This window comes from Pseudomonas danubii, from assembly GCF_042980055.1.
Lineage (GTDB): Bacteria > Pseudomonadota > Gammaproteobacteria > Pseudomonadales > Pseudomonadaceae > Aquipseudomonas > Aquipseudomonas danubii.
In genome coordinates, this window is the sequence record NZ_CP116502.1 from 2,757,895 (window position 1) to 2,777,978 (window position 20,084).

Annotated in this window: 21 protein-coding genes; 12 read left to right on the top strand and 9 right to left on the bottom strand. The window is 64.5% G+C overall.

Translation table 11 applies throughout. From position 1 onward, the window contains the following. The first annotated feature begins 2 nt into the window (after positions 1 to 2). Positions 3 to 1,151: an L-threonine dehydrogenase gene (gene yiaY, locus PFZ56_RS12785; protein ID WP_102878685.1), complete on the top strand. Its 1,149-nt coding sequence runs from the start codon at positions 3 to 5 to the stop codon at positions 1,149 to 1,151. A gap of 51 nt (positions 1,152 to 1,202) precedes the next feature. On the opposite strand, the gene PFZ56_RS12790 is transcribed toward yiaY, so the two are convergent. Together PFZ56_RS12790 and PFZ56_RS12795 are read right to left on the bottom strand one after the other, a co-directional pair. After that, a complete protein-coding gene (locus tag PFZ56_RS12790) occupies positions 1,203 to 1,487 on the bottom strand; it encodes a type II toxin-antitoxin system RelE/ParE family toxin (protein WP_110595048.1) in 285 nt (94 codons plus the stop codon). Then, the gene (locus PFZ56_RS12795; protein ID WP_092320301.1) at positions 1,477 to 1,716 is read right to left on the bottom strand and encodes a CopG family ribbon-helix-helix protein; all 240 of its coding nucleotides are present in this window, start codon (positions 1,714 to 1,716) and stop codon (positions 1,477 to 1,479) included. Before PFZ56_RS12795 ends, PFZ56_RS12790 begins: the two co-directional genes overlap by 11 nt. Before the next feature lie 200 nt (positions 1,717 to 1,916). Here PFZ56_RS12795 and PFZ56_RS12800 point away from each other — a divergent pair, with 200 nt between their 5' ends. From PFZ56_RS12800 to PFZ56_RS12830, 7 genes are all read left to right on the top strand, one after another. After that, positions 1,917 to 2,654, top strand: coding sequence for a hypothetical protein (locus tag PFZ56_RS12800; RefSeq protein WP_110595049.1), 738 nt, complete (start codon positions 1,917 to 1,919; stop codon positions 2,652 to 2,654). A 10-nt stretch (positions 2,655 to 2,664) separates the two neighbouring features. Next, entirely contained in the window at positions 2,665 to 3,396 is a 732-nt protein-coding gene (locus PFZ56_RS12805) for a hypothetical protein (RefSeq protein WP_170002654.1), read from the top strand. Between the two features lie 3 nt (positions 3,397 to 3,399). Continuing rightward, positions 3,400 to 3,816 carry a fosfomycin resistance glutathione transferase gene (fos, locus tag PFZ56_RS12810; protein WP_170002656.1) on the top strand — a complete coding sequence of 139 codons (417 nt, stop codon included), beginning with the start codon at positions 3,400 to 3,402 and terminating at the stop codon, positions 3,814 to 3,816. Positions 3,817 to 3,942: 126 nt separating this feature from the next. Continuing rightward, positions 3,943 to 4,581 (top strand): LysE family translocator, encoded by a 639-nt coding sequence (locus PFZ56_RS12815; RefSeq protein WP_102878689.1) that lies wholly within the window; start codon positions 3,943 to 3,945, stop codon positions 4,579 to 4,581. 108 nt (positions 4,582 to 4,689) lie between these two features. Next, the gene (locus PFZ56_RS12820; protein WP_102878690.1) at positions 4,690 to 6,039 is read left to right on the top strand and encodes a GGDEF domain-containing protein; all 1,350 of its coding nucleotides are present in this window, start codon (positions 4,690 to 4,692) and stop codon (positions 6,037 to 6,039) included. Between the two features lie 157 nt (positions 6,040 to 6,196). Next, on the top strand, positions 6,197 to 6,721 hold the full coding sequence (locus tag PFZ56_RS12825) for a DUF4142 domain-containing protein (protein WP_170002658.1): 525 nt from the start codon (positions 6,197 to 6,199) through the stop codon (positions 6,719 to 6,721). A gap of 149 nt (positions 6,722 to 6,870) precedes the next feature. After that, positions 6,871 to 7,644, top strand: a complete 774-nt coding sequence (locus PFZ56_RS12830) for a GNAT family N-acetyltransferase (protein WP_123393452.1) — start codon at positions 6,871 to 6,873, stop codon at positions 7,642 to 7,644. A gap of 7 nt (positions 7,645 to 7,651) precedes the next feature. Here the strand turns inward: PFZ56_RS12830 and PFZ56_RS12835 are convergent, their stop codons facing one another. The 5 genes from PFZ56_RS12835 to PFZ56_RS12855 all read right to left on the bottom strand — a co-directional run bounded on the left by PFZ56_RS12835 (position 7,652) and on the right by PFZ56_RS12855 (position 12,087). Then, complete coding sequence (locus tag PFZ56_RS12835; RefSeq protein ID WP_102861566.1) at positions 7,652 to 8,428, bottom strand: AraC family transcriptional regulator; 777 nt, start codon at positions 8,426 to 8,428, stop codon at positions 7,652 to 7,654. 113 nt (positions 8,429 to 8,541) lie between these two features. Continuing rightward, the gene (locus PFZ56_RS12840; protein ID WP_170002660.1) at positions 8,542 to 9,810 is read right to left on the bottom strand and encodes an FAD/NAD(P)-binding oxidoreductase; all 1,269 of its coding nucleotides are present in this window, start codon (positions 9,808 to 9,810) and stop codon (positions 8,542 to 8,544) included. Further along, the gene (locus PFZ56_RS12845) at positions 9,807 to 10,040 is read right to left on the bottom strand and encodes a (2Fe-2S)-binding protein (RefSeq protein ID WP_102879082.1); all 234 of its coding nucleotides are present in this window, start codon (positions 10,038 to 10,040) and stop codon (positions 9,807 to 9,809) included. The genes PFZ56_RS12840 and PFZ56_RS12845 overlap by 4 nt, the downstream gene beginning before the upstream one ends. After that, positions 10,037 to 11,158 (bottom strand): FAD-binding oxidoreductase, encoded by a 1,122-nt coding sequence (locus PFZ56_RS12850; RefSeq protein WP_170002662.1) that lies wholly within the window; start codon positions 11,156 to 11,158, stop codon positions 10,037 to 10,039. Before PFZ56_RS12850 ends, PFZ56_RS12845 begins: the two co-directional genes overlap by 4 nt. Then, positions 11,155 to 12,087 carry a 4-hydroxyproline epimerase gene (locus PFZ56_RS12855; protein WP_170002664.1) on the bottom strand — a complete coding sequence of 311 codons (933 nt, stop codon included), beginning with the start codon at positions 12,085 to 12,087 and terminating at the stop codon, positions 11,155 to 11,157. The genes PFZ56_RS12850 and PFZ56_RS12855 overlap by 4 nt, the downstream gene beginning before the upstream one ends. Before the next feature lie 264 nt (positions 12,088 to 12,351). Here PFZ56_RS12855 and PFZ56_RS12860 point away from each other — a divergent pair, with 264 nt between their 5' ends. From PFZ56_RS12860 to PFZ56_RS12875, 4 genes are all read left to right on the top strand, one after another. Then, positions 12,352 to 13,272, top strand: a complete 921-nt coding sequence (locus tag PFZ56_RS12860; protein ID WP_102878696.1) for a dihydrodipicolinate synthase family protein — start codon at positions 12,352 to 12,354, stop codon at positions 13,270 to 13,272. Between the two features lie 143 nt (positions 13,273 to 13,415). Beyond that, positions 13,416 to 14,987: an APC family permease gene (locus tag PFZ56_RS12865; RefSeq protein ID WP_102878697.1), complete on the top strand. Its 1,572-nt coding sequence runs from the start codon at positions 13,416 to 13,418 to the stop codon at positions 14,985 to 14,987. Between the two features lie 32 nt (positions 14,988 to 15,019). Next, entirely contained in the window at positions 15,020 to 16,639 is a 1,620-nt protein-coding gene (locus tag PFZ56_RS12870) for an aldehyde dehydrogenase (NADP(+)) (RefSeq protein WP_110651888.1), read from the top strand. Between the two features lie 10 nt (positions 16,640 to 16,649). Continuing rightward, on the top strand, positions 16,650 to 17,660 hold the full coding sequence (locus PFZ56_RS12875; RefSeq protein ID WP_170002666.1) for an Ldh family oxidoreductase: 1,011 nt from the start codon (positions 16,650 to 16,652) through the stop codon (positions 17,658 to 17,660). 62 nt (positions 17,661 to 17,722) lie between these two features. Here the strand turns inward: PFZ56_RS12875 and PFZ56_RS12880 are convergent, their stop codons facing one another. Both PFZ56_RS12880 and PFZ56_RS12885 read right to left on the bottom strand, forming a co-directional pair. Further along, the gene (locus PFZ56_RS12880; protein WP_170002668.1) at positions 17,723 to 19,879 is read right to left on the bottom strand and encodes a TonB-dependent siderophore receptor; all 2,157 of its coding nucleotides are present in this window, start codon (positions 19,877 to 19,879) and stop codon (positions 17,723 to 17,725) included. A 52-nt stretch (positions 19,880 to 19,931) separates the two neighbouring features. Continuing rightward, the gene (locus PFZ56_RS12885) at positions 19,932 to 20,078 is read right to left on the bottom strand and encodes a hypothetical protein (RefSeq protein WP_170002670.1); all 147 of its coding nucleotides are present in this window, start codon (positions 20,076 to 20,078) and stop codon (positions 19,932 to 19,934) included. Between the last annotated feature and the right edge of the window lie 6 nt (positions 20,079 to 20,084).

A 20,084-nucleotide genomic window follows, 5' to 3' on the forward strand; every position in this document is an offset into this window, starting at 1 on the left:
TCATGAGCAGCACCTTCTTCATCCCAGCCGTCAACATCATGGGCATCAATTGCCTGGACGAGGCCATGAGCGCCATTCGCAATTATGGGTTTCGCAAGGCGCTGATCGTCACTGACGTCGGCCTGGCCAAGGCCGGGGTGGCGGGCATGATCGCCGAGAAGTTGGCCATGCAGGACATCGATTCGGTGATCTTCGATGGCGCCAAGCCCAATCCGAGCATCGCCAACGTCGAGCAAGGGCTGGCGCAGTTGCAGCAGTCGCAGTGTGATTTCGTCATCTCCCTGGGCGGCGGCTCGCCCCATGACTGCGCCAAGGGCATTGCCCTGTGTGCAACCAACGGCGGACACATTGGCGACTACGAAGGGGTCGACCAGTCGAGCAAGCCACAACTGCCGTTGATTGCCATCAACACCACCGCTGGCACCGCCAGCGAGATGACCCGCTTCTGCATCATCACCGACGAGTCGCGCCACGTGAAAATGGCCATCGTCGACCGCAACGTCACGCCACTGCTGTCGGTCAACGATCCGGCGCTGATGGTGGCGATGCCCAAGGGGTTGACCGCCGCCACCGGCATGGACGCCCTGACCCACGCGGTGGAGGCCTATGTGTCCACCGCCGCTAACCCGATCACCGATGCCTGTGCGCTCAAAGCCATCAGCATGATCAGCGCGAACTTGCGCCAGGCGGTGCACGACGGCAGCGATTTGCTGGCCCGGGAGAACATGGCGTATGCGCAGTTCCTCGCCGGCATGGCCTTCAACAACGCTTCCCTGGGCTTCGTGCATGCCATGGCTCACCAGTTGGGTGGCTTCTATGATCTGCCCCATGGTGTGTGCAATGCGGTGCTGTTGCCCCATGTGCAGAGCTTCAACGCCAGCGTCTGTGCCGAGCGCCTGACCGATGTGGCCCACGCCCTGGGGGCGGATATTCGAGGCTTCAGCCCGGAGGAGGGGGCCCAGGCGGCAATCGCGGCGATTCGCGCTTTGGCTCGGGACGTGGAAATCCCCGCCGGTTTGCGGGAACTGGGCGCCAAGTTGCAGGACATTCCACTGCTGGCGGCCAATGCCCTGAAAGACGCCTGCGGCCTGACCAACCCGCGTCCGGCGGAGCAACGGCAGATCGAAGAGATTTTCCGTAGCGCGTTTTGAGGAACGGGTAGGTCCATTTCGCTGGCAAGCCAGCTCCTACAAGTGAAGCGTTCACCAACGTGCCGGGGGCTGACGGCGGGTATGGAAAATTCGCAGAATCTGTAGCCGGTCCCCGCGCACCCGGTAGGGAATCAGGTAAGGCCAGCCCGGCACTACCCATTCCCGGGTGCCGGGCAGGCGGCCTTCGCGGCCACTTGAGGGGAACCGGGCCAGTTGCTCGATACTGATCAACAGCGCCCTGACAAATTCCCCGGCGGCCCGGGGATCGTCCTGGGCGATATGACGGGCCTCAGCGTCCAGGTTGTTCAGGGCGCTGCGTAGCCATTCAATGCGCATTGTCGGTCCACTTGCCGGCGATGGCCGCCACTTCTTCGGCACTGGCGAAGTCACCTGCGTCGGCCTCGTTCAGGGCCTTCTGGATTTCCTCGATTTGCCAGGCTTCCCGCGCCAGGTATTCACGCAGGGCGTCCACGGCGAGAAACGACTTGCTGCGTCCGGTGGCTTTTGCCAGCAGGGCCAGAGTTTCAGCAAGTTCATCGGGCAAGCGTAGGGACATGATGGACATGGCAGTCTCGTTGTAGTGATGTGTAATACAACATATTACCCCGTCATACCCTAGCCCAGGTCCGGCCATTCGTCAGGTCTGCAGTTGTTACAAGGCAAGGTCACTCCCACGCGCGTGCTCCCAGCGTTGAAAGCGTCGACGGGGCAGAGGATAGTGCGACCTGAAATCGCGCTGTATCCGCCTGTCACAAGGAGTCGTGAATGTTCCGTCGCTCTTCTTTGATCCCGCTTCTGGGCAGCCTGGCGCTGCTGGCCGGCACCACATCCGTCGCGGCCCAGTGCCTGCCGCCGCCACGCAACGCCGAGGTTCCGGGCTTTTCCCTGTGCAAGGACTGGCCGGCCTTTGACGACCAGAGCATCAGCCTGCTGTCGGAACAGGTCCCGGACCCCAGCGACACCGGCGACGGTGACGGCACCTACAACCTGCAACTGGCGGTGCTGGACCGCGACAGCGGCAAGCCCCTGGCCAGTTACAGGCAGCCTGTGGCTTTCGTCTCCGACGCCTTCCGCCTGGAAAGCGTGAAGCTCGACACCGGGCGCTTCCAACTGGCGCCACAAGTGCGGGCCTTCGGGGTTCGGGCCGGGTTCGAGGGCTCGTCCCGGGTCAACCCTTTCAATCAGATCTGGCTCAGCCTGTATGTGCGCGAAGGCAGCACCCTGCGCCCGGTGCTGGAGAAGTTCCTGGCCCATTCCTACAACGGCGAATGGGATGGCCAGTGCGCCGGCGAGGGCACTGAAACCACGCGTACCCTGGAGATCGCCAAGACCCGCAGCCATGGTTATGCCGACCTGATCGTGCGTTCGGTCAGCGTCAGTACCCGGAGCGAAAAAGTCGGGGAGGAGTGCCAGTCCAAGTCCGTGACCGCCAAGCCGGTGCTCATCACTCTGCATTACGACGGCCAGCGTTACGTGCTGCCCAATGGCTACAGCGGTATCTGAGGGAATTTTGATGAAGTGGCTTGAATCATGCGGCCTGGGCCTGGCCCTTTGTGCCGGGTTGGGGGGTGTCACGGCGGCGCAGGCGGGGTGCGACAACACGACGGGTGTTCCCGGAGAGTTCTATGTCTGCAAGCCCTGGCCCGCGGAGCCGGAGCTGAGCATCAGTGCCCGGGCGACGCCCATGCCCGGGAGCCAGACTGGCGACGTCAGCAGCTACAGCCTGGACGTATCGCTGCAGGACATCGACTCCGGTTGGACCCTGGCCAGCAACTACAAGGATTGCGCTCTGTTCTCCGATGCCGTGGCCCTGCAGGGGCTGCAGATCGACACCGGGCGCTACCGTTTGAATAAAGAGCAGCGAGCCTTTGGCCTGCGGGTTCTCTATCACCACAGCTCCAGTGCCATGCCCTACGAGAAAAGCGTGCTGACCCTGTATCGACATGAAGACAAGGAAGTCCTGCCGCTGCTGGAAGGATTGGTGATGGATGAGAGCCACGGCGAGTTTGGCTGGGGCAGTGAGTGCGAGGGCCGCTCCCGGACCCTGCACCGGACCCTGGAAGTCGGCAGTGGCCAGCGCAACGGTTACGCCGATCTGATCGTGCGTACCCGTGAAGTCAGCACCAAGCATTTCAAGGGCAGAGACGGCTGTGAAAGCCGTGATCTGCCGCCCAGGAACACGGTGGCGACCCTGCATTATGACGGCCAGCGTTATGCACTTAGCAAAGCCCTGAAAGGACAGTAATCGATGCTCACCGGCCTCAATCACCTGACCCTGGCGGTCAGCGACGTGCCCCGCAGCCTGGCCTTCTATCACTCGCTGTTGCAACTGCGTCTGGAGGCCACCTGGGATGCAGGAGCCTACCTGTCACTGCCGGGACTGTGGCTGTGCCTTTCCTTGGACCCGCAACGGCAGGCACCGGCAGTTGCCGATTACACCCATTACGCCTTTGGCGTCGGCGCTGCGGATTTTGCAGCGCTGGTCCAGCGCCTGTGTGAGGCGCGAGTGCCGGAGTGGCGCGACAACCGCAGCGAGGGCGCATCGTTTTATTTTCTCGATCCCGATGGGCATCGACTGGAGGTTCATGTCGGTGACTTGGCTTCGCGATTACGGGCCTGTCGCGAACATCCTTACGCAGGAATGCGCTTTTACCCCGCCGACTGAGGCGCCGCTACCGGGAAGCAGCTGACGAAAGCCGCTGGTGGCAAGGTGCCTTGATCGTGCAGAATCCGCCAGATTCGTTCTGTGCCTGGCGTTGCCGTGAGGTGCATCCGTTCTGGAGTCTTGCTGATGACCTCATCGCTGTTGCTGGCTGTTATCGCCTCGGGTTTCATTTACGCGATCACCCCCGGGCCCGGGGTCCTGGCGGTCTTCGGTATTGGCGCTTCCCGTGGTCGACAGGCTGGCGCAGGGTTTCTCTGCGGGCACCTGCTGGGGGATGTGGTCTGGTGCAGTACGGCACTGATCGCCATTGTCGGCGCCCGGGAAATCGGCAGCGACGCCTTCAACATTCTCGGGGTGCTCAGCGGTCTGTACCTGTTCTGGCTGGGGCTGCGGGCGATCCGCAGCCGTGGTGGCAATGGTGATGAGCCTCAGGGAGCAGCGCGCAATCCGTTCTGGCACGGGATCATCTTCGGCCTGACCAACCCCAAGGCTTATCCGGTGGCGGTGGCGACGTTCACCGCTCTGCTGTCCAGCCGTGCGGAGCTGCTCAGCTGGTCCATGCTTCCCGGCCTGATTGCCCTGAGCTTCCTGGGCGGCCTCGGCGCTTACGCTATTCTCATCGGCGTGGTGGGGGCGCGGCAGGTACGCAGTTGGTATCAGCGTCACGAGCTGGCGATCACCCGGGTCTGCGGGGTGATGTTCATCGGTTTCGCGATCAATGCCCTGCTGCATGCGGTGCCGGGGCTGATCGGCAACAAGGCATAACGCCGCTCGCGGAGTGCGAGGGTGGTGTTCAGCCGGTGTTCGTCACTGGCTGACCGGGCTCAAGGGATGGGTACTCAGTGCATTTTTCATGGGTAGTAGCTTTCTCTGATGGCAACCAAGAACTCCGCGCCTCTGGCGAGTTTCATCGATCTGCTTCTGGACGTCGTGTGCGCCGTAGATAGCCAGGGTCGTTTCGTATTTGTCAGTGCCGCCTGCGAGCGGGTCTTCGGCTACACCGCCGATGAACTGATCGGCCGGCCGATGATCGAGCTGGTGCACCCGGCCGATCGAGAGCGCACCCTGCAGGCCGCCCGGGAAATCATGGGGGGCGTGCCCAAGCCCAATTTCGAGAACCGTTACCTGCGCAAGGACGGGCGGGTGGCGCACATCCTCTGGTCGGCGCGCTGGTCGGAAGTGGACCAGTTGCGCATCGCCGTGGCCCGGGACATTACCGAGCGCAAACAGGCCGAATCGAAACAGGCGGCGTTGTATGCCATTTCCGAAGCGGCCCACGCCACCGAGGACCTGCTGGTGCTGTTCAAGCATGTGCATCGGATCATCGGTGAGTGGCTGCCGGCGCTCAATTTCGTTCTGGCGCTGTACGACGAGCGCAGCGATAGCCTGAACTTTCCCTACCACGTCGATGACTGCGAAAGCAGCCCGGAACTGCCCGGGACCCTGATCGGGCGTTTCTGCGCGCAGGTGCTGCGGCACGGCCAGTCCTTGCTGCTGGCGCCGGAGTGTCCGTTGAGCCGGGATTTGTGGAACCAGTTCGCCGTCGTTCAAGGTCCTCGCTGCTGGTTGGGCGTGCCACTGAATTCGCAGAAGGGCACCATCGGCGTGCTCATGGTCAAAAGTGCACCCGGTGCGCAGGGCTACGGGGAGGCAGAGCTGGAGTTGCTGCAGTACGTCAGCGCCCAGCTCGCCGCGGCCATCGAACGGGCGCAATTGCATGCGCGCCTGCATTACATGGCTGAGTACGATCAACTGACTCACCTGCCTAACCGCGAGCTGCTGCGCGAGCGCTTGCGTTCAGCCCTGGCTCGGGCCCGGCGCGACTCGGGACGCATGGCCTTGCTGTATGTCGACCTGGACAAGTTCAAGGAGGTCAACGACACCTGCGGGCATGCTGTGGGCGACATGCTGCTGCAAGCGGTGGCCAATCGCCTCAAAGGCTGCGTACGGGAAACCGACACCGTGGCACGCATGGGCGGTGATGAGTTCGTGGTGCTGCTGGAGAGCGTGCAGCACAGCGACGATGCCCAGCATGTCGCCGAGAAGATTCGCCGCGCGCTCAACGAGCCGCTGCGCCTGGATGGCCATTCGCTGAACATCCTGCCGAGTATCGGCATTGGCCTGTACCCCGAACATGGCCTGGAAGAAAAGCAGCTGTTCAAGCACGCCGATGAGGCGATGTACGCGGTCAAGCGCGAGCGCAAAAGCCGCTCCAGCGCCTGAGGTCCTGGCCAGGGGCGAGGCTCTGCTTCCAGCCTGTACGACTCGCCATTCGTCGTTCCACCGGCGATTCTTCTAAACCTTTGCGGCTTCGGGTTTTCCCTATGCAGGCGGGTGCTGTGGCTCCCGCCGTACTGACTTGCAAGAGGAGACTCCCAGCATGAACCCCATGGCCACCATCCTCGGTCGTGCCGGCCTGGCCCTGTTGCTCGGCCTTGGCGCCAGCAACGCCCTGGCCCAGTCCCCCGCGGCCTTTATCGACGACGCCTCGGCCAAGGGCATGGCCGATATCGAAGCTAGCCGCCTGGCGCATCAGCACACCTCGTCCAGGGCGGTAAAGGAATACACCATTCAGGTGATCAACGATCGCACCACGGCCAACCAACACCTGGCCAAAATCGCCAGGCAACTGGACCTGCCGGTGGCCCCCCGAGAGCAGGTCATGGACCAGGCCAAGCGCTTGATGCCGCAGCTACCCGAGGGGACGGATTTCGACCGCGCCTATGCCGCCAACCAGATCAAGGCCACTGAAGCGGCGATCCGACAGATCCAGCAGCAGGCGCAAACCAGTGACGTGCCGCAACTCAAGGCCTTCGCCGAGGAAACCCTGCCCAAGCTGGAGAACCACCTGCAAATGGCCAAGGCCATCCAGGCCGGACGTCACACCGAGCGCTTGGAGGGTTGAGTGATGATCAACTAGCGCCGTCTGCTTACACCTCAGAACATCCCTTCGCACAATAAAACAGGATTGTGCTGGAGCCGCTGGGCCTGTGGGCTTAACGTGGCCCGGGTCAGGCGGCGCATGGCGCGTCGCGAGGCTCAAGGAGGTAGCAGATGGTGCAGGTGCCCAGCGCGTCGATCATCGATCTGTATCACCAGGCGGAAGACTATTTCTTCGTTTCCATCTCGCAGTTCCATCGGCGCTTCGGCGCCGATCTGAGTGCCTATTGCACCGGGCTTGAAGCCAGCAGCCTGAATCTGTTGATGATGAAGGACCGGCCTGGCGACAACAGCCAGCAACTGGCCGAGGGCGTGGCGTTCCTGCAGCGCACCGGCATGCCGTTCTGTGTGGTGATCCCTCAGGCGCAGGTGTCGCGGGTCAGTCTGCAGTTGCAACAGCAGCACCTGATGGCCGCGGACAAGACCACTTGCATGGTGCTGGATCTGGCGACCTACGAAGTGCAGGAGGGACTGGCGCCACTGGCGGATGTGCGTTGCACCGATGAGCATCTGGAGGATTGGGGGCTGCCGGTGCAGAGCGCGTTCGAGCCCGATGGCGGAGGCATTGAGCTGTACCTGGAGCGGCACCGGGCGGCGTTGCTGGCCGGCAGGGCACTGCGCCATTTCACTTTGTATGTCGACCAGCGTCCGGTCAGTGCCCTGACGCTGTCCCTGGGGCCGGGGGTGGCGCGGCTGGATGATATCGGCACTTTGCGGGAGTGCCAGGGGCGGGGCTATGCCACGGCGCTGATCCACTCGGTGCTGCGCCTGATCCAGGCTCAGGGCGCGAAAATCTGTGTGCTCGAGGCCTCTCTCGACGGCCTGTCGATCTACCGCAAGGTCGGCTTCACGGGCTTGTTCGACTACTGCACCTTCTGCCAGGCGTAAGTCCTGGCTACGTCGTGGCGTTGAGCCGGAACTGCCGTGGGCTGAGTCCGGTCAGGGACTTGAACTGCCGGCTGAAGGCGCTGTGATCGGTGTAGCCGCATTGCAGTGCCACCTCGGTGATCGGCTCCTGGGTCAGCAGCAGCCGTGAGGCGTGCTCCAGGCGTGCCTTGTGGATCATCTGCCGGGGCGTGAGGTGGAAGATGCGCTTGCAGTAGCGTTCCAGCTGCGCCGTGGACAGGTTGGCGATGCGGGTCAGATCCTGCAGGCGGATGGCTTCGCTGTAGTGCTCGCGGATATGCCGGTCCACGGCCGCCAAGCGCTCGTAGGCTGGATGGGTGTCACGGGCTGCCTGCAGGTCCAGAGAGATGCCGGCCATGCCGATGATCTGTCGGTCGTGTCCATACAGCGGCAGTTTGTGGGTCAGGCACCAGCCGGGTTCGCGACTGCCGTACAGGTGCAATTCCAGTTGGCCCTTGATGGTGATGCCCTGGCGCAGCACGCGCTGGTCCTGCTCGGTGTAGACCGGGCCGAGCACCGCCGGAAAGACTTCGGCGGAGGTCTTGCCGAGCAATGGCCGGATGTTCTTGAAGCCGCAGCGCTGGGCCAGGGTCAGGTTGGCGATCAGGTAGCGGGCCTGCAGGTCCTTGATGAAGAACACTGCGCTGGGAATGCAGTCCAGCAGGGGGGTGATCGGGGCCATGCTGGCCAGCAGGCTGTTGATGTCCCCGAGGGATTGGGCGGCGATGGCCCTGGGCAAGTGGTGGAGCTGTGCGCTATCGATCATCGTCGGCCTCTCTCTAGGGGGCTTGGGGGATGGATCTGTGTCGATAAAGCCAGGGGGTACAAAAGGGCTGTGCAAGCTGGCCGGGTGTTCCCGGCCAGGGTGGGTTCAGGGGCTCAGTCTGCGGCGTCGTGGCAGGTCTCGTCGAGCATCAGGGTGGCGAGCCGGGCCGGCACCAGCGGCGTTCGCGGGGCCACCATGGGCCAGTTGAACAGGCGCTGGGCGGCGCTGGCGCAGACCCGGCCCTGGCAGGCCCCCATGCCGCACCGGCTGTGCAACTTGGCGCTGGGCCAATCGGCTGCCGCCGCCACCGCAGCGTAGGGCACATCTTCGCAACGGCACAGCAGCGTCTCGGGTCGGGCCAGTTCGAGGATCTGCGGTTGCAGCTCGAAGTGACGCTGCAACTGCCTGGCAAAGGCCTGCCAGTGCTGGCGCTGGCGGATCAGGCCGGCGGCGCGGGCGCTCTGGCCGCTGGCCACGCAGCCGGCAATCTCGCCTTCGATCAGGGCCAGTTCGCTGCCACCGATGCCGGTGCACTCTCCGGCGGCAAGGACCTGGGGCAGGCTGCTGCGCTGCTGCTGGTCGACCGCGATGGCGCCGTGTTCCAGGTGACAGCCCAGATGGCTGGCCAGACGGGTATTGGGCACCAGGCCGAAGCCGCAGGCCAGGTAGTCGCAGGGGATTTCCTCGCTGCGTCGGCCCTGGCGGATGCGTACTCCTTGCAGGTGCCGGTCCCCCAGGGCCTCCACCACATGGGCGTTGCAACGGTAGGCCGGGGTAGCCAGCTTCAGGGCCTGGGCCAGCTTGCTTGGCCAGCGCCACAGTTGGCCGGCGAAACCCAGCACGGAGGCTGCGGTGGCCTGTTCCAGCACCCGCACCACGCGGGCGCCGGCCTGGCGCGCGGTGGCGGCGCTGGCCAGCAGCAAGGGGCCGCTGCCGGCGATCACCAGGGTTTTACCGTTCACTTGCAGGCCATTCTTCAGCAGGGCCTGCAGGCCCCCGGCACCGGTGACCCCGGGCAGGGTCCAGCCGGGAAAGGGCAGCAGCAGCTCCTGGGCGCCGCAGCACAGGATCAGCTGTTCAAAGTCCACCTGCCAGGCCTGTTGCGCGTCCTCCAGCAACAGGCGTTGCGGGCCCAGCGCGGCGATGATGCGGGTGGCGCTGAGGTAGCGCAGCGCCGGGTGCTGCAGGATCTTGAAACGCTCGGCCTGGAGGGCGGTGGGCGGGTGCCCGGGGCCATTGCGCCAGATCTGTCCGCCGGGCCGCGGGTTGTCGTCGATCATCAGGATCGAGGTGGCGCCGTGGCTGGCGGCCTGGGCGGCGGCGAGCCCCGCCGGGCCGCTGCCGACTATGACGATCTGGCAGTGCAGGCGTTGGGCGCTCATTGGCTGCGCTCCACTTGCATGCCATCCCGGCACAGGGTCTGACAGGCCAGTTGACGGCGACCGTCGATGGTCATCCGACATTCCTGGCAGATGCCCATGCCACAGAACGGCGCTCGTGGAGCACCGCTGCAGGCGGTGCGGGTATAGGGCACACCGCTGTTGGCCACAGCGGCGGCCACAGTGAGGCCGCCGCGGACCTCCAGCGCTTGCTGATCCAGGTAGATGATCACGGGCATTCTCCAGTCAGGGCGGCGAAGCGTCCGGGCAGATAGGGGCGCGGGTCGATTGCCGGGCATTCGCAGAGCATCAGGTCCACCAGCAGCCGCGCGCTGCCGGGGGCGGTCGTCACGCCCAGGCCTTCATGGCCGACGGCCAGCCACAGGCCCGGCTGTTGCGGGTGTTCACCCAGGATCGGCAGGCCGTCCGGGGTGGCGGCGCGAAAGCCGGTCCAGGCGCGGATGCCGTTGAGCGCTGCCAGCTCCGGCAGGTATTCCACTGCCCGTTGCAGCATGGGCGCCAGCACGGCCGGTTCGACTTGAGGGTCGAGGGTGTCGAATTGTCGGGACGAGCCGATCAGCAACTGGCCGGTCGGACGCGGCTGGACGTTGAAGGCCACCGAGGTGCCGTCACTGGCGTGGGCACTGGCGGCGTAGCCCAGTTCGACCAGTTGATGCTGGACCTGTTGCGGGTAGCGGTCGGTGATCAGCAGGTGGCCCTTCTTCGGCCGCAGGGGCAGGGCCGGCAGCAGTTCCCGGGCGGCGAAACCGTTGGCCAGCAGCACCCGGGGGGCGCGCAGGACCCGGCCGTCGTCCAGCTCCAGCTGATCGCCGGCCACCCTACGCACATGGCCGCACTGGCGCTGGATCAGTGGATGGCTGCTGAGCAGCCAGTGGGCGGTGGCCGGGGCGTAGAGAATGCCGTCTCCGGGGATCTTCAGGGCGCCGCCCAGGCCCGGGCGCAGCATCGGCTCCAGCGCCGCCAGCTGCGGGCCGTCGAGCAGTTGGCCGGTGACGCCGTGGTCTGTCAGGGCCTGCTGCTTGGCTCGCGCCAGGTCCATTTCCTCGCGGTCGGCGGCCAGCCACAGGGTGCCGCAGTTGCGATAGGCGCAGGCCTCGGGCAGACGTTCGCGCAACTGCCGCCACAGGCCGATGGAGTAATGACTCAGGGCCAGCTCCGCCGGGTTGTCGTCCATGGCCACCAGATGGCCCATGCCGGCCCCGGTGGCGCCGCCACGGGCGTCGTCCAGCACCTGCACCCGCAAGCCGCGGCCGGCCAGTTCATGGGCGCAGGCGGCACCGATGATGCCGGCGCCGACCACGATCACGTCGGCCTCGCCCTGGGCATTCACGAGCTGATGCCCCAGGCGAACGGGTCGCTATCATCGAGCAGCAGGGTCGCTTCGGCGCTGATATGGGCGCTGCCACGCAGGGTGGGAATGATCCGCTCGCCGGCCTGCTCGTAGTGGGCGCTGAACTGGCTGCCGATGACGCTGGCCTGGCGCCAGGTCTGGCCCGGAGCGAGCTTGCCGTCTGCGGCCAGGCAGGCCAGCTTGGCGCTGGTGCCGGTGCCGCAGGGGGAGCGGTCGTAGGCCTTGCCGGGACAGAGCACGAAGTTGCGGCTGTCGGCCTGTGGGTCGTCGGCGAACAGTTCGATGTGGTCGATGACTTCGCCCTCGGCCCCGGTCACCCCGGCGGCTTCCAGGGCCTCGCGCACGCGCCAGGTGAATTGGGTCAGGGCTTCGACATTGTCCAGGACAATGTCCTGGCCGTGATCGCTGATCAGGAAGAACCAGTTGCCGCCCCAGGCGATATCGCCATGCACCGTGCCGTGCCCCGGCACTTGCAGCGCCACCTGGGTGCGGTAGCGATAGGCGGGGACATTGCGCACGCTCACCGACAGGTCGTCGTGCAAGGTGGCCTCCACCGTGCCCACCGGGGTTTCGATGCGGTGCACGCCGTAGTCGATGCGTCCCAGGTGGTACAGCGAACGCACCAGGCCGATGGTGCCGTGGCCGCACATGCCCAGGTAGCCGCTGTTGTTGAAAAAGATCACGCCGGCACAGGCATCCCTGGCCTGTGGCTCGCAGAGCAAGGCCCCGACCAGCACGTCGCTGCCCCGGGGTTCGAGGACGCAGGCGCGGCGCCAGTGATCGTGCTGGCTGCGCAGGGTCTGTAGGCGCTCGGCCATGGAGCCACGGCCCAGCTCGGGAAAGCCGTCGATCACCAGGCGAGTGGGTTCACCTGCGGTGTGTGAGTCGATCACGGTTATTTTTTTCATGGCGGCACCTGACGGGAAAGAACTACAGAGTGGCCTTGGCGGGGGCGGCGTTGCTTGTGGGTTTTCGCTGTGGCAGGTGACGAAATCAGCACAGTCTCGCGATGGCCGCTGTGGCGCTGGAGCCGCAATGGGGTGAGGGGCGAGTGTGCCGATTTCGTCTCTTGCAGGGGCGAAAAGCCTCAAGCTGCGAGGGGGATAAAAGGCGACTCTGGTCTGGGTTTTCAACGTCAGTCGGCCCGGCCGACCTCAAACAAGGACAAGATCATGAGCCGTAAAGCCATCCAATGGAGCGGTGTATTCCCCGCTGTGACCACTCAATTCAAAGCCGATTTCTCCCTCGACCTGCAGGCCACCCACAAGGTCATGCGCAACCTGGTGGACGACGGCGTATCCGGCCTGGTGGTGTGCGGCACCGTGGGGGAAAACACCTCCTTGAGCACCGCGGAAAAACTGTCGGTGATCGAAGTCGCCAAGGACGCCGCCGGCGGTCGGGTGCCGGTGATCGCCGGGGTGGCCGAATTCACCACCGAGTTCGCCCGCCATACGGTGCGCGAAGCGGCTCGGGTCGGGGTCGATGGGGTGATGGTGATGCCGGCCCTGGTGTACTCGGCCAAGCCCCATGAAACCGCGGCGCATTTTCGTGCGGTGGCCACCGGCACCGACCTGCCGGTGATGGTCTACAACAACCCGCCGATCTACAAGAATGACGTCACCCCCGAGGTGCTGATCGCCCTGCAGGACTGCGAGAACATCGTCTGCTTCAAGGATTCCTCCGGCGATACCCGGCGTTTCATCGATTTGCGCAACGCGGTCGGCGATCGCTTCGTGCTGTTCGCCGGTCTCGACGATGTGGTGGTCGAGAGCGTAGCGGTGGGGGCCGAGGGCTGGGTCTCGGGCATGTCCGTGGCCTTCCCCAAGGAGGGTGAGACCCTGTTCCGCCTGGCCAAGGAAAAACGCTTCGAGGAGGCCCTGGCCCTGTACCGCTGGTTCATGCCGCTGCTGCACCTGGACGCTCGTCCGGACCTGGTGCAGTGCATCAAGCTCTGTGAAGAACTGGTGGGCCGTGGTTCGTCCATTACCCGGCCGCCGCGTCTGGCGCTGCAGGGTGAAACCCTGGCCGAAGTCAAAGCCCTGGTCGCCAAGGCCCTGGCCACGCGCCCGAGCCTGCCGGACGTCGGCCTGTAGAAACGGGCCTGCAGGATTTGGTCGGGTGCCCTGGGTGGGGGCACCCGCTTCTGCAATACCCCATGTGCTGCAAGCGTCGAGCGGCTCCGCCGACGTGACATTCGACTTGCCTATTCCAATAACCTCAAAAAAGGCGCAGCCCCATGTCAGGCAAAGGCAAATTCAAGAAACAACTCTCTCTGGTGGACCTGACCTTTATCGGTCTGGGTGCGATCTTCGGTTCCGGCTGGCTGTTCGCGGCCAGCCACGTTTCGGCGATTGCCGGGCCGGCGGGGATCTTTTCCTGGCTGCTGGGCGGGTTCGCCGTGCTGCTGTTGGGCATCGTTTACTGCGAGCTGGGGGCCGCTCTGCCCCGGGCCGGTGGGGTGGTGCGCTACCCGGTGTTCTCCCATGGCCCGCTGCTGGGCTATTTGATGGGGTTCATCACCCTGATCGCCTTTTCCAGCCTAGTGGCGATTGAAGTGGTGGCGGCCCGGCAATACGCCGCGGCCTGGTTCCCGGCGTTGACCCACGAAGGCTCCAGCAACCCGACCATCATCGGCTGGCTGGTGCAGTTTGCCCTGTTGTGCCTGTTCTTCTGGCTCAACTACTACAGCGTCAAGACCTTCGCCAAATCCAACAACTTCATCAGCCTGTTCAAGTTCATCGTGCCGCTGCTGGTGATCGCGGTGCTGTTCACCTTCTTCAAGCCCGACAACTTCCATGTCCAGGGTTTTGCCCCGTTCGGCCTGTCGGGGATCGAGATGGCGGTCTCGGCGGGGGGCATCATCTTCGCCTACCTGGGGCTGACGCCGATCATCTCCGTGGCCAGTGAAGTGCGTAATCCCCAGCGCACCATCCCCATCGCGCTGATTCTCTCGGTGCTGCTCTCGACCTTGATCTACGGCCTGTTGCAACTGGCCTTTCTGGGCAGCATTCCCACGGAAATGCTGGCCAACGGCTGGAGCGGCATCAGCAAGGAATTCTCTCTGCCGTACCGCGACATTGCTCTGACCCTCGGGGTCGGCTGGCTGGCCTATCTGGTGGTGGCCGACGCGGTGATCTCCCCCAGCGGCTGCGGCAACATCTACATGAACGCCACGCCGCGGGTGGTCTACGGCTGGGCCCGGACCGGGACCTTCTTCAAGGTTTTCACCCGCATCGATGAAGAGTCCGGCATCCCGCGTCCGGCGCTGTGGCTGACCTTCGGCCTGTCGGTGTTCTGGACCCTGCCGTTCCCCTCGTGGGAAGCGCTGATCAACGTGGTGTCAGCGGCCCTGGTGCTCAGTTATGCGGTGGCCCCCATCAGCGTCGCGGCGTTGCGCAAGAGTGCACCGCAGCTGGCGCGGCCGTTTCGGGTCCGCGCCTTTGCAGTGCTGGGCCCGGTGTCGTTCGTGATCGCGGCACTGATTGTCTACTGGTCCGGCTGGGGCACGGTGTCCTGGCTGCTGGGGCTGCAGATCCTGATGTTCGTGATCTACCTGCTGTGCAAACGCCTGGTGCCCACCGACCACCTGAGCCTGGGCGAGCAGGTGCGCTCATCGCTGTGGCTGATCGCCTTCTATGGGCTGACCATTGTCATTTCCTACCTGGGCAGCTTCGGCGGCATCGGCGCCCTGACTCATCCCTACGACACCCTCACCGTCACCCTCATGGCCCTGTGCATCTACTACTGGGGCGCCAACACCGGAGTGCCCAGTGCCAAGCTGGTGCTGGACGGCGATGAGGTGGAATGACCATGACCACTTTCATGCAGACGAGGTTATCCATGACTGTTACCGGACAGATGCTGATAGGTCACACCGCCGTGCTTGGCGGCCAGGGCTCGATTCATGGGCTGGCCGCCGCCAGTGGCGAGGTGTTGCAACCGGCTTTCGGTGGCGCCTCGGCCGCTGAACTTGAGCGCGCCTGTGCCCTGGCGGAGGCGGCGTTCGATCCTTATCGCCAGTTGCCGCTTGCACAGCGGGCGGCCTTTCTGGAGAGCATTGCCAGCCATGTTCTGGGCTTGGGCGAGGAGCTGATTGAGCGCTGTCACTTGGAAACCGGCTTGCCCCGGGCTCGCCTGGAAGGTGAGCGGGGGCGCACCGTCGGCCAATTGCGCCTGTTTGCCCAGGTAGTCCGTGACGGTGGTTTTCTCGGGGTCAGGATCGACCCGGCGCAACCTGAGCGTCAGCCTCTGCCCAGGGTCGAGCTGCGCCTGCGGCATATCGGCCTGGGCCCGGTGGCGGTGTTTGGCGCGTCGAACTTTCCCCTGGCGTTTTCCGTGGCCGGCGGCGACACCGCTTCGGCCCTGGCGGCGGGTTGTCCGGTGATCGTCAAGGCCCACTCGGCGCACCCCGGTACATCAGAGTTGGTGGGGCAGGCCATTGCCCGGGCCGCGCAGAGCCTGGGATTGCCCGAGGGGGTGTTTTCGCTGCTGTTCGACAGCGGTCGGGCCATCGGCCAGGGACTGGTGGCGGACCCGCGGATCAAGGCAGTGGGGTTTACCGGCTCGCGCACGGGCGGGGTCGCGCTGATGCAGATCGCCGCATTACGTCCTGAGCCGATTCCCGTGTATGCCGAGATGAGCTCCATCAATCCGGTGCTGTTGTTGCCCCAAGCCCTGGAGGCGCGGGCGGAGCAAATTGCCCCGGCGTTCGTTGCCTCGCTGACCCAGGGTGCCGGGCAGTTCTGCACCAACCCGGGCTTGATCCTGGCCCTGGAAGGCCCGGCATTGCAGCGCTTTGAAAGCGCCGCTGCCGCTGCCCTAGCCACACAGGCAGCGCAGACCATGCTTACCCCAGGCATTCACCGCAGTTACTGCCAGGGCGTTGCCGCCCTGGCGGCCCATGCCCAGGTGCAGACCTTGGCCCAGGGCTTGGCGGGGCAGGGCACTCAGGCCCGAGGCGCGTTGTTCGCCACCTCGGCCGAGGCCTTCATGGGCTGCGCTCAATTGCGGGAAGAGGTCTTTGGTCCGGCCTCGTTGATTGTTCGTTGCCCGGACTTTGCCGCCTTGCAACAGGTGCTGCAGAGCCTGGAGGGCCAGTTGACCATTGCGCTGCACTTGAGCGATGGCGATCACCCCCAGGTCCGCACGCTGCTGCCGCTGTTGGAGCGCAAGGCCGGACGCCTGCTGGTCAACGGATTCGGCACTGGGGTCGAAGTGGCCCACGCCATGGTTCATGGCGGTCCGTTCCCGGCCACTTCCGACAGCCGCAGCACCTCGGTGGGCAGCCTGGCGATCCAGCGCTTTCTGCGCCCGGTGTCCTACCAGGATCTGCCCGAGGCGCTGTTGCCTGCCGAACTGTCCAGCGGCAATCGGTTGCATGTGCCGCAACTGATCGATGGCCAGGGGCCGATCAGCCCCACAACACACTCTCCCACAGGAGCTTTCACTCACCGCTCATAGAGGTTCCACCATGTCTGAATACATCACCCTGTCATTGGACGAAGTCCGCAGCCTGTCTTTCCAGGTGCTCAGCCGACACGGCCTGTCCGAGGCTCACAGTCGGGCGATCGCCGAGGTCATTACCCAGGGCCAGCGTGACGAATGCCATTCCCACGGGGTGTATCGCCTGCTGGGCTGCGTGCGCTCGGTGCGCGAAGGCAAGATCGACCCCCGGGCCGAGCCCAGCCTGCGGCATGTGTCGCCTGGGGTGCTGGAAGTGGATGCCCATTACGGCTACTCCTTGCTGGGCTTCCACACCGGCCTGCCGGTCCTGGTGGAGAAGGCTCGTAGCCAGGGGGTCGCCGCCATGGTGATCAAGCGCTGTTTCCACTTTTCCGCCCTGTGGCCCGAGGTCGAGGCGATTGCCGCCACCGGGCTGGTGGGCCTGGCGATGAACCCCAGTCATAGCTGGGTGGCTCCGGCCGGAGGCCGGCACCCGGTGTTCGGCACCAACCCCCTGGCCTTTGCCTGGCCGCGACCGGGGGGCGATCCTTTTGTCTTCGACTTCGCCACCAGCGCCATTGCCCGCGGCGATATCGAATTGCATGCACGCCAGGGCAAGCCGATTCCCAGCCATTGGGCCATCGATGCCGACGGCGAACCCACCACTGACGCCCAGGCTGCATTGCGCGGTGCCATGCAGACCTTTGGCGGTCACAAGGGCTCGGCCCTGGCGGCGATGATCGAGTTGTTGGCCGGGGCCCTGATTGGCGACCTCACCAGTGTGGAGTCCATGGCCTTCGATGAAGGCGTCGGGGCGACGCCTTGTCATGGCGAGCTGGTGCTGGCGTTCGATCCCCAGGTGTTTCTGGGGCAGGGTTATCAGGCGGGGCTGGAGCGGGCGGAGGCTTTGTTCGCGGGGATTGCCCGGGATGGAGCGCGGTTGCCGTCCCAACGCAGGTTCGAGGCACGGGCGCGCAGCCTGGAGCACGGGGTGCAGATTCCACGGGAGTTGCTGGAGGAGATCCGGCGGTTGCTCTAGGCAGGTGTTCGCTGACAAGCCAGCTCCAACCACACGTAGGAGCTAGCTTGCCGGCGAAAGCATCAGAACCTGACGTTCGCCGCCAGCTCGGCAGAGCGCCCTGGCGCGACAGTGGCGAACATGCCGACGTGGGAGGCGTCGTAGTAGGTCTTGTCGGTGAGGTTGAGCACGTTGAACTGCAGGTCCAGGTTCTTGTTCACCCGATAGGCCAGCATGGCGTCGTAGCGCCAGTAGGCATCGAGGCTGCGGGTGTTTTCATCGTTGGTGTAGCGCTCGCCCACATAGTTGGCGCCGGCACCGACTTTCAGGCGGTCGGTGAGCATGTAGGTGCTCCACAGCGAGGCGCTGTTGGGGGCGATGAATTTCATCTGGTTGCCGTTGAAGTCGGTGTTCCTGCCTGAGGCGTACTTGACCGTCTTGGCATCCAGGTAGGTGTAGCCCGCCATCACCTCCCATTGATCGGTCAGGTGGCCGGTAGCCCCGACTTCAAAACCTTTCACTTCGACATCGCCATCCAGGGTCACTTCGTTGCTGATCGGGTCGTAGGTTCGGGCGTTGGTCTTCTCGGTCTTGAACACCGCTGCGGTCAGGGCCAGGCGTTCGTTGAGCAGGTCCCATTTGGTGCCCAGTTCGAGGCTGCGGCTCTTTTCCGGGTCCAGGTTGCTGAGCCGGCCGCCTGCTGCGCCATCGGCGCCGCCCGACTGCCCGGCGGTTTCGCCCGAAGGGTTGAACGAGGTGCCGTAGGACAGGTAGATGCTGCCGTAGGGCAGGGGCTTGAAGACGATACCGCTTTGGTAGGTCCACATATTGCTGCGGTTGCTCTGGCTGGGGTCCCTGACGTGATAGGCGTCATAGCGCACCCCCAGGTTCAGGTCCCATTGCTCGTGCAGGGCCAGGGTGTCCATCACATAGACGGCGCGGTTGTTGTGTTGGGTGACCGTGTGTTGGCCGTCGCCTCGTAGCACCGGGGCGAATGGGTCTTTGGGATTGGGGTGATTGAGGTCGCCCAGGTTGCTGTTCTTGGGGCTTGCATAACGATTCTTGACGTCGATCCGTTCGCGCGAGAACTCCAGGCCCGCGCTGTAGCGGTGGCCTATGGAGCCGGTGTCGAATGTGCCGAAGATGTCGGTCTGGTTGATCAGCGATTCGTTGACCACGTTGCGCCCGCGAGCCGCACGTTGCACGGTGTTCGCCTGTTCCTGCGCCGCCGTGGATATCGGCCGGCTCATGACGTAGTCCTGCATGCTGCGGCCCTGGCGGGTGGTGTTGCGCAGGGTCAGGTGGTCGTTGACGTCATGTTCCAGTTGCAAGGTCGCAAGGTCTGCCGAGGTCTTGCGGAAGTCGCGCTGGGTGAAGCCATAGAAGTTGTCGCGGTCGACCTTGAGCGGCTTGCCGGAGATTTCCGACACCGGGATGCCCTGGTCGGGCATGTCGTCGGTCTGCAGGTGGTAGTAGCTCAAGGTGGCGCGGGTGTCGGTGTTCAGGCCGAAGGTCACGCTCGGTGCCACGCCCCAGCGCGACACCTGCACATGATCGCGCCCGGGGGTATCGGCTTCATGCTTCATGGCGTTCAGGCGCAGGGCCATGTTCTGTTCGGGCAGGTACTGGTTGAGGTCGAGGGTGCTGCGCCGCTGATGATCGGTGCCCAGGGTCAGGCTGCCAGCGCTGAAGTTCTCCTGCTGCGGTACTTTGCTGATCAGGTTGATGGTGCCGCCGGTGGAGCCGCGTCCCGAGTAGGCCGAACCCGGGCCTTTGACGATTTCGATCTGCTCGTAGTTGAACACTTCATGGTTCATCCGGCCGACGTCGCGGATGCCGTCGATCATGATGTCGGTGCTGGCCTCGAAGCCGCGGATGAAGGGGCGATCCCCCAGCGGCGTTCCGCCTTCCCCGGCGCCGAAGGTGATGCCCGGGGTCGTGCGCAAGGCATCGGTCAGGGTCGACACGGCACGTTCCTGCATCAGGGTGTCGGTGATGATGGTCACCGACTTCGGCGTTTCCCGCAGGGGCGCGGTGAACTTCACCGAATCCGAGGCCTCGCGCTTGTAGCCGGGCTGATGCACCCCTTGCACATGGGTTGGCGCCAGGGTGACAGGTGTCGCCTCGGTGTGACGCTTGGCGTCTTCAGCAGCGGCTCCCAGGCTGGCTTCGCTGAGGGCCATCAGACCGAGAGAGGTGGACCACAACTTCCAGGGTTGTGGGCGGGCGGGACTGGACATTGAGATAGAGCCTCCGTTTTATTTGGAAGCGATTCTCATTAGATAATTATTATCATTCAATCAGATAGTTCTGAACAATGGTGTCGAAAAGTGTATGCGTAGCTGTATACGAAGAGGGGGGCTTGATCGGGTTTGCTGTGCGGAGCGACATATTTTCCTGCGGCGGGCTGTTTTCTTTTTCCGCCAGCCGCTGTTTCATGGTCGA

Bases quoted from the DNA above. Each gene is read 5' to 3' on its own strand.
- PFZ56_RS12870 (WP_110651888.1), top strand. From the start codon at position 15,020: ATGACTGTTACCGGACAGATGCTGATAGGTCACACCGCCGTGCTTGGC.
- PFZ56_RS12800 (WP_110595049.1), top strand. From the start codon at position 1,917: ATGTTCCGTCGCTCTTCTTTGATCCCGCTTCTGGGCAGCCTGGCGCTG.
- PFZ56_RS12840 (WP_170002660.1), bottom strand. From the start codon at position 9,810: ATGAGCGCCCAACGCCTGCACTGCCAGATCGTCATAGTCGGCAGCGGC.
- PFZ56_RS12875 (WP_170002666.1), top strand. From the start codon at position 16,650: ATGTCTGAATACATCACCCTGTCATTGGACGAAGTCCGCAGCCTGTCT.
- PFZ56_RS12865 (WP_102878697.1), top strand. From the start codon at position 13,416: ATGTCAGGCAAAGGCAAATTCAAGAAACAACTCTCTCTGGTGGACCTG.
- PFZ56_RS12880 (WP_170002668.1), bottom strand. From the start codon at position 19,879: ATGTCCAGTCCCGCCCGCCCACAACCCTGGAAGTTGTGGTCCACCTCT.
- PFZ56_RS12790 (WP_110595048.1), bottom strand. From the start codon at position 1,487: ATGCGCATTGAATGGCTACGCAGCGCCCTGAACAACCTGGACGCTGAG.
- PFZ56_RS12815 (WP_102878689.1), top strand. From the start codon at position 3,943: ATGACCTCATCGCTGTTGCTGGCTGTTATCGCCTCGGGTTTCATTTAC.
- PFZ56_RS12835 (WP_102861566.1), bottom strand. From the start codon at position 8,428: ATGATCGATAGCGCACAGCTCCACCACTTGCCCAGGGCCATCGCCGCC.
- yiaY (WP_102878685.1), top strand. From the start codon at position 3: ATGAGCAGCACCTTCTTCATCCCAGCCGTCAACATCATGGGCATCAAT.
- PFZ56_RS12860 (WP_102878696.1), top strand. From the start codon at position 12,352: ATGAGCCGTAAAGCCATCCAATGGAGCGGTGTATTCCCCGCTGTGACC.
- fos (WP_170002656.1), top strand. From the start codon at position 3,400: ATGCTCACCGGCCTCAATCACCTGACCCTGGCGGTCAGCGACGTGCCC.
- PFZ56_RS12830 (WP_123393452.1), top strand. From the start codon at position 6,871: ATGGTGCAGGTGCCCAGCGCGTCGATCATCGATCTGTATCACCAGGCG.
- PFZ56_RS12885 (WP_170002670.1), bottom strand. From the start codon at position 20,078: ATGAAACAGCGGCTGGCGGAAAAAGAAAACAGCCCGCCGCAGGAAAAT.
- PFZ56_RS12820 (WP_102878690.1), top strand. From the start codon at position 4,690: ATGGCAACCAAGAACTCCGCGCCTCTGGCGAGTTTCATCGATCTGCTT.
- PFZ56_RS12855 (WP_170002664.1), bottom strand. From the start codon at position 12,087: ATGAAAAAAATAACCGTGATCGACTCACACACCGCAGGTGAACCCACT.
- PFZ56_RS12805 (WP_170002654.1), top strand. From the start codon at position 2,665: ATGAAGTGGCTTGAATCATGCGGCCTGGGCCTGGCCCTTTGTGCCGGG.
- PFZ56_RS12825 (WP_170002658.1), top strand. From the start codon at position 6,197: ATGAACCCCATGGCCACCATCCTCGGTCGTGCCGGCCTGGCCCTGTTG.
- PFZ56_RS12795 (WP_092320301.1), bottom strand. From the start codon at position 1,716: ATGTCCATCATGTCCCTACGCTTGCCCGATGAACTTGCTGAAACTCTG.